This is a genomic window from Proteus myxofaciens ATCC 19692, from assembly GCF_001654855.1.
Classification (GTDB): Bacteria; Pseudomonadota; Gammaproteobacteria; order Enterobacterales; family Enterobacteriaceae; genus Proteus; species Proteus myxofaciens.
This window is the reverse complement of the sequence record NZ_LXEN01000106.1, coordinates 1-6,932: the sequence shown is the minus strand read 5'-3', so window position 1 is coordinate 6,932 and position 6,932 is coordinate 1. Positions and strand designations below refer to the sequence as shown.

Annotated in this window: 7 protein-coding genes; 4 read left to right on the top strand and 3 right to left on the bottom strand. The window is 37.2% G+C overall.

Translation table 11 applies throughout. The features are described from left to right. Positions 1-125: 125 nt before the first annotated feature. Together exbD and exbB are read right to left on the bottom strand one after the other, a co-directional pair. The gene (gene exbD / locus M983_RS11450; RefSeq protein ID WP_066750634.1) at positions 126-554 is read right to left on the bottom strand and encodes a TonB system transport protein ExbD; all 429 of its coding nucleotides are present in this window, start codon (positions 552-554) and stop codon (positions 126-128) included. A 12-nt stretch (positions 555-566) separates the two neighbouring features. After that, positions 567-1,568, bottom strand: coding sequence for a tonB-system energizer ExbB (gene exbB, locus M983_RS11445; protein WP_066750631.1), 1,002 nt, complete (start codon positions 1,566-1,568; stop codon positions 567-569). A 331-nt stretch (positions 1,569-1,899) separates the two neighbouring features. Here exbB and metC point away from each other — a divergent pair, with 331 nt between their 5' ends. After that, positions 1,900-3,093, top strand: coding sequence for a cystathionine beta-lyase (metC, locus tag M983_RS11440; protein ID WP_066750628.1), 1,194 nt, complete (start codon positions 1,900-1,902; stop codon positions 3,091-3,093). Positions 3,094-3,213: 120 nt separating this feature from the next. Next, positions 3,214-3,882, top strand: coding sequence for a DedA family protein (locus M983_RS11435; protein WP_066750617.1), 669 nt, complete (start codon positions 3,214-3,216; stop codon positions 3,880-3,882). Positions 3,883-4,067: 185 nt separating this feature from the next. Here M983_RS11435 and M983_RS11430 read toward each other — a convergent pair whose 3' ends face one another. Beyond that, complete coding sequence (locus M983_RS11430; protein ID WP_066750614.1) at positions 4,068-4,850, bottom strand: class I SAM-dependent methyltransferase; 783 nt, start codon at positions 4,848-4,850, stop codon at positions 4,068-4,070. A gap of 183 nt (positions 4,851-5,033) precedes the next feature. Between M983_RS11430 and M983_RS11425 the strand changes: the two genes are divergently transcribed. Together M983_RS11425 and dkgA are read left to right on the top strand one after the other, a co-directional pair. Beyond that, positions 5,034-6,191: an iron-containing alcohol dehydrogenase gene (locus M983_RS11425; protein WP_066750611.1), complete on the top strand. Its 1,158-nt coding sequence runs from the start codon at positions 5,034-5,036 to the stop codon at positions 6,189-6,191. Between the two features lie 26 nt (positions 6,192-6,217). After that, positions 6,218-6,932, top strand: a 715-nt coding sequence (dkgA, locus tag M983_RS11420) for a 2,5-didehydrogluconate reductase DkgA (protein ID WP_066750608.1), incomplete at its 3' end; no start/stop codon positions are given.

The window sequence follows — 6,932 nt, the reverse complement described above, 5'->3', positions numbered from 1 at the left end:
AATTATCTATAAAAAAGAAATAAATAATAAATTAATAAAAAGCACTTTATTAAAAGTCATAAAAAGACAAATAAAGTGCTTTAATTGGGAAACTGTTTTTTATTCAGCCAATGCTATAAATATAACTAACCGTCTTTTGAGACCGTTTCCATGCCGACCAACCCTACTTTAAGGTAACCCGCTTTCCTTAGCGAATCCATCGCTGACATCAACGTTTCATAATCAACAGTTTTATCCGCTTGAAAGAAGATAGTGGTTTCTTTATTTGATTGTGTCACTGAATCTAACACACTAGCCATTGTTTCGTGTGTTACCATCTCTTCGCCAATAAAGATTTGTTTATCCGATTTAATCGTCAAATAAACCGGTTTTTCAGGGCGAGGTTGTGGTTTCGCACTAGATGCAGGTAAGTTTACTTTAATATCAACGGTAGCAAGAGGTGCTGCCACCATAAAGATAATGAGTAACACCAACATGACATCAATAAATGGCGTCACATTGATATCATGTAACTCAGTGTCTTCACCTGAATCATCACCAAGACGCATTGCCATAATTGATTACCTTTATTTACTGTTTTCAATATCTAAGTCACGGCTGACTAATGTCACAACACCTGCTGCGATATCGCTCACTTCACCACGATATCCAGAAATCATACGCGCAAAGATATTATAAATAATAACCGCAGGAATAGCGGCAATCAGACCGATTGCAGTAGCTAATAATGCTTCGGCAATCCCTGGTGCAACAACAGCTAAGTTAGTTGTTTGAGAATGAGCGATACCAATGAAGCTGTTCATTATCCCCCAAACTGTACCGAAAAGACCAATAAATGGAGAGATAGCACCAATTGTTGCCAAATAACCATTACCGCGCCCTAAATCACGAATGATGGCAGCAACACGGCGCTCCATTCGCATTTCAACACGTTCTTTAATACCTTCAGCAATTTTACTGTCTTTTGAGTATTCACGCTCTAATTCAGCATCAGCAAAAAAATCTGCTGTAGCACTTTTCTTGCCGAATGTTTCGCTAAGCGCCAAACCTTCATTTAGGGTTTTAACCTCCGCTAATTGCGATGTTTCTTTTCTTAAACGACCACGTAAGCCTAATAAGAAGATCCCTTTGGCAAAAAATAGTGCCCAAGTAACGATAGAAGCCAAAGTTAAGCCAATCATAACGCTTTTAACAACAATGTCTGCGTTATAGAACATTTCCATTACCGACAGATTTTGAGCAAAACCACCACCTGTGATGATTTCTGTGCTTGTTTCTTCAACCACGGTTTCTGACGTTGATGGAGCACCAATTATATTTTCAGAAGATGTATTTGCCCCCTCAGTTGCAGTACCTTGGGAACCGTCTACTTTATTTTCAGTTCCTGTTGTTGATGGTTCTGCGGGTTTTGCTACGCCATTATCTGGTGTAGTGGTATTTTGTGTAGAAGCTGTTGAAGAAACGGCAGCAGTAGTAGGCTGTTCAGTTTGTGAGACAGGAGCGTTATCCGCAAAAGCAGTACCTGTCAGACCGATTGCCAATAGAATAGAAGCTGTCAAATTACGCATCAGTTGGCCTTTTACTCTCTTTTTTATTTAATTATCTATTCAGTAATGAATATCATTATGTCATTACTTACCCAAAATCGTTCACTTATCATGATCCTGTTTGCCATCAGGAAAGAGAAAACGCTCAAATGATATCAAACATGAAGCATTTTGATAGTAATTATCATTACTATTTGGCTATTTTTTTTAAATTTACCCATTTTTAGGACAAATTATTGTCATTTTTTGTAATGTGAAATTTTATCAACTACCCTCATTCTCTTTTGTACTTACTTAAAAAATGCATTAACTTGAGATAAACACGCTATCAAATCACAAGAAGGTATTAAGGATGACGCAAAAAAAACAAGAAACCTCACTCCTCCTTTTAGGTCGTGCTAAAAAATATTCACAAGGAGCTGTAAATCCTATTATACAACGCACATCTTCCGTTATTTTTGACTCAGTTAAACAAAAACGAGAAGCCAGCAGCAAACGAGCTGAAGGTGAGTTATTTTATGGAAGAAGAGGCACTGTTACCCATTTTGCATTACAAGAAGCACTCACCGAGTTAGAACAAGGAGCTGGATGTGTACTATTTCCATCAGGAGCAGCTGCGATAACCCAATCTATTATGGCATTTGTTAAACAGGGTGATCATATCCTTGTTACCGGCTCTGCGTACGATCCCACACAGAATTTCTGTGATCAAATATTGCGAAAATTTGCCATTACAACAACCTATTTTGATCCTTTAATTGGCAAGGAAATAGCACAATTACTAAAACCCGAAACTAGCATTGTTTTTCTTGAGTCACCGGGTTCTGTGACGATGGAAGTACAAGACTTGCGCAGTATTGTGAGTGCAATACGAGAATATAACTCCGAAATCATTATCATGATTGATAATACGTGGTCTGCGGGATTATTACTCAAACCACTGACTCTTGATATTGATATTTCAATTCAGTCAGCCACAAAATATATTATTGGTCATTCTGATGGCATGTTAGGATTTGCAGTAGCAAATCAGCGTTGCTGGGATATATTACGTGAAAATGCCTATTTACTAGGACAATGCACTGATCCTGATACCGCTTATATGACAGCAAGAGGTTTAAGAACACTTCCTGTTAGAATGAAGCAACATGAGCAAAGTGCACTTGAGGTTGCTCGTTGGTTAAAACAACACCCGTTAGTTGATAATGTTTATCACCCTGCACTGCCTTCTTGTCCTGGTCATGAATACTTTCAGCGCGATTTTACAGGAAGCAATGGACTATTTTCATTTAGTTTAAAGAAAATCTTAACAACAGAAGAATTTGCATCCTTCCTTGATAATTTTTCACTATTTAAAATGGCCTTTTCTTGGGGAGGATTTGAATCATTAATTTTGGGATATCAACCAAAAGATATTAAGGCGATGCGTCAATATAGCTCACAACCTGAATTAACCGGTACACTATTTCGTCTCCATGTTGGATTAGAAAATGTTGACGATCTTATTGACGATCTCAACCAAGGTTTTTTACGTATATCTTCTTAAACAATCATTTTTTTAAAAAAAATAAGCTATCCCTGTGGCTTCACAGGGATTAAATCAAACGATCATTTCTATTTTGCGTTAGAATAACACTCTAGAATTTTTTTTAAGACGAGTTCGCTAATGGGTACATTAAAAGAGATTATTCACGCACTCCTACAACATGATTATATGGTGCTTGCTAATCCAAATGTGTTATGGGTTATTTACATTGTTCTTTTCGTTATTATTATGTTGGAAAATGGGGTAATACCCGCCGCATTTTTACCTGGTGATACATTGCTTATTCTTTGTGGTGCATTAATTGCAAAAGATGTCTTACATTTTATTCCAACAATTATTGTATTAGGAACTGCTGCCAGTGCTGGGAGTTGGCTAGGCTTTTTACAAGGCCGCTGGTTAAGTGATACTAAAATAGTAAAACGTTGGATGAACCAATTACCAAAGCAATATCACGAACGCGCTAATGAACTCTTTCATCGCCAAGGGCTATACGCATTATTAATTGGCCGTTTTATTGGCTTTGTGCGTACTTTATTGCCAACATTGGCAGGATTATCAGACTTACAACAGCGTCGTTTTCAGCTATTTAACTGGCTAAGTGGCTTCTTATGGGTAGGTATGATTGTGTCTTTAGGCTATGTGTTAAATCAGATACCTTTTATTCAAAGACATGAAACACTGGTCATGAATATTTTAATGACATTACCTGTCATATTGCTTACTGCGGGATTAATTGGTTCCATTGTGATGTATATTCGACATCGTAAAAGTAGTTCAAATAATAAGTAATAATGTCAATCTCATCAATTAAAAAATCATAAAAAACGCCTTGTATTCAATAAGAATAAAGGCGTTTTTTACAATCTATATTTATTTAAAAATATAATAAAAGTTCAGTTGTTCATTGCCTTATCTCCTTAGTTTATTCTCTTTTAATAAAAAGTAATCCTGTATTTTTACTCGCATATTTTACCTTATAACTTAATCGCTTTTGACGCTAAGAATGTCGGCATATAACTATCAACTAAAAAGCGGGCATGGGGAGCAAAATCTTCGACAAAGTCTTGTAATAAAAAACCTGCTGCAAGTTGTCCACCAATCAAGTCCGTTAATGAATGTCCAAAAACAAGCCCTTCTCCCCTTTCCATTTTTTCTTGCAGTCTATCTGAAGGTAATGAATGTTGATCACTATAAGGCAAACGATAGGTTGGTCTTATTAATCCTTGAGAGCGTAATTTTGCATCTCTATCATCAATAAAAACAACAGGATTATAAAAACTCGCCATCAATACACCACCGATTTTTAATACACGGTAGCATTCTTGCCATACAGGATTAACATCAGCAACATATAAGTTAGAGATAGGATGAAATACTATGTCAAAACTTTCATCAGCAAAACAGCTTAAATCTGCCATATCGCCTTGTTTAATAGAAAGTGTCAGTTGATGTTTTTCTGCTAATTGGCGGTCTTTACTCAATTGCCCTTCTGATAAATCAAAAACGGTCACAATCGCACCAGCCGCGGCTAAAATAGGACCTTGCTGACCACCAGCAGAGGCTAAACAAAGTATTTTTTTACCTTTAATCTCAGCTAGCCACTCTAATTTAACAGGGCTTGGTGTTAAGTGAACTTGCCAGTTGCCTTTTTTAGCTTCACTAATTTCTTCATCACTAACTGGCTTAGACCACTGATTCTCCATGGCCGCTTGTTTATCCCAATGTTGTTGGTTTAGGCTTAAATAATGTTTTTCCATAATACTCCTAAAATTGATTTAAAAATAAAGTCCATATTGTGATTATTAGCAATAATATGATAAGTGTAGTATCCACAACCTTGTTGTTATAGCCGAAATAAAATAGTTCGTCTATGAACAAAATAAGTCATTTCTTCTTCAGATTGTCATACCAAAGAACATGAAAACTATGGTGGAATTATTATGCAAAACTTTACTTATTACTCACCCACTCGTATCCATTTTGGTGAAGGTCAAATAAAAAAACTCCGTTCTGATATCACCAAAAATGAGAAAGTTTTACTGACATATGGTGGAGGAAGTATTAAACGTAATGGTGTGCTTGACCAAGTTTATGCTGCGCTTTCTGGTTATCAAATTCATGAATTTGGCGGTATAGAGCCAAATCCTTCTTATGAAACCTTAATGAAAGCCGTCTCTTATGCGCGATATCACGGTATAACTTATCTGTTAGCTGTAGGAGGTGGCTCAGTTGTCGATGGTACAAAATTCATAGCGGCAGCGGTGCCTTATCAAGGAGAAACATGGGATATTATTACTCAACATGGCAATAATATAGAAAAGGCACTACCATTAAGTTGTGTCATGACATTACCTGCTACAGGATCAGAAACAAATAGTGTTGCCGTTATTAGTCGTAAACAAACTCAGGATAAGCAAGCTTTTGCAAGCCCACATGTATATCCTCGTAGCGCAATTTTAGATCCTACAACCACGTATTCTTTGCCACCAAGACAAACGGCAAATGGTGTAGTTGATGCATTTATTCATATATTAGAGCAATATCTAACTTATCCTGTAAATGCGCTTGTGCAAGATGAATATGCTGAAGGCCTATTGCGGATACTGATTAAAGAAGGTCCTAAAGCGCTAGCTACACCTGAAGATTATGATACTCGCGCAAATATTATGTGGGTTGCGACACAAGCACTAAGTGGCATATTGGGTGTTGGTGTACCTCAAGACTGGGCAACACATGCTTTAGGTCATGAATTAACAGCATTACATGGACTTGACCACGCACAAACACTTGCCATTGTATTACCTGCTTTGTTACATGAGAAAAAGCAGACAAAATACGATAAATTGATCCAATATGCCCAAAAAGTTTGGGGCATTAATCAAGGCTCTGATGCTTTTAAAATCGACACTGCGATTAATGAAACTAGAAATTTCTTCGAACAGATGGGACTTAGAACTCGACTGTCTGATTTCAAAATCAGTGAAGCAGATATTCCAGCCCTTGTGCAGAAATTAAAAGAGCATGGACAAACTGCTCTTGGTGAGCGCCAAGATATTACGCTCGAAATCAGTGAGCGTATCTATACAGCGGCTATCTAAGTGTCTTAATGCCATAGGAGGTATAAATGAATACACCTAAATTAATTCAATTATCTGATGGGAACACCATTCCTCAATTAGGGCTTGGTGTATGGAAAGCAGACAATAGTCAGGTGATTAGCGCTATTCACCATGCATTAGATGTCGGCTATCGCCTTATCGATACTGCGGCGATTTATCATAATGAAGAAGGTGTAGGTAATGCACTAAAACAAACATCTGTACCTCGTGATGATTTGTTTATTACCACTAAATTATGGAATGAGGACCAAAGTCACGCTCGTGGTGCACTGTTAGAAAGTTTGCAACGTTTACAGCTTGATTATGTTGATCTCTATTTAATGCACTGGCCTGTTCCTTCTCGTGATCTTTATGTTGATGCCTGGAAACAGATGATCATGTTACAAAAGGAAGGATTGGTAAAAAGTATTGGTGTGTGTAATTTCCAACCTAATCATCTTGAGCGCATCATTACAGAAACAGGTATTGCACCTGTTGTTAACCAAATTGAAATTCATCCATTGATGCAGCAAGCCTCTTTACGCGCTTGGAATACCACACATAATATTGTGACAGAATCATGGAGCCCTCTTGCACAAGGTGGAGAAGGCGTATTTACACAACCAATTATTCAAAAATTAGCTGAGAAATACCAAAAAACTCCTGCTCAAATTGTCTTACGTTGGCATTTAGACAGCGGTTTAGTCGTTATTCCAAAATCAGTCACACCTTCACGTATTG

Excerpts from the sequence above, each read along its gene's own strand:
- M983_RS11435 (WP_066750617.1), top strand. The coding sequence starts at position 3,214 with ATGGGTACATTAAAAGAGATTATTCACGCACTCCTACAACATGATTAT.
- exbD (WP_066750634.1), bottom strand. The coding sequence starts at position 554 with ATGGCAATGCGTCTTGGTGATGATTCAGGTGAAGACACTGAGTTACAT.
- metC (WP_066750628.1), top strand. The coding sequence starts at position 1,900 with ATGACGCAAAAAAAACAAGAAACCTCACTCCTCCTTTTAGGTCGTGCT.
- M983_RS11425 (WP_066750611.1), top strand. The coding sequence starts at position 5,034 with ATGCAAAACTTTACTTATTACTCACCCACTCGTATCCATTTTGGTGAA.
- exbB (WP_066750631.1), bottom strand. The coding sequence starts at position 1,568 with ATGCGTAATTTGACAGCTTCTATTCTATTGGCAATCGGTCTGACAGGT.
- M983_RS11430 (WP_066750614.1), bottom strand. The coding sequence starts at position 4,850 with ATGGAAAAACATTATTTAAGCCTAAACCAACAACATTGGGATAAACAA.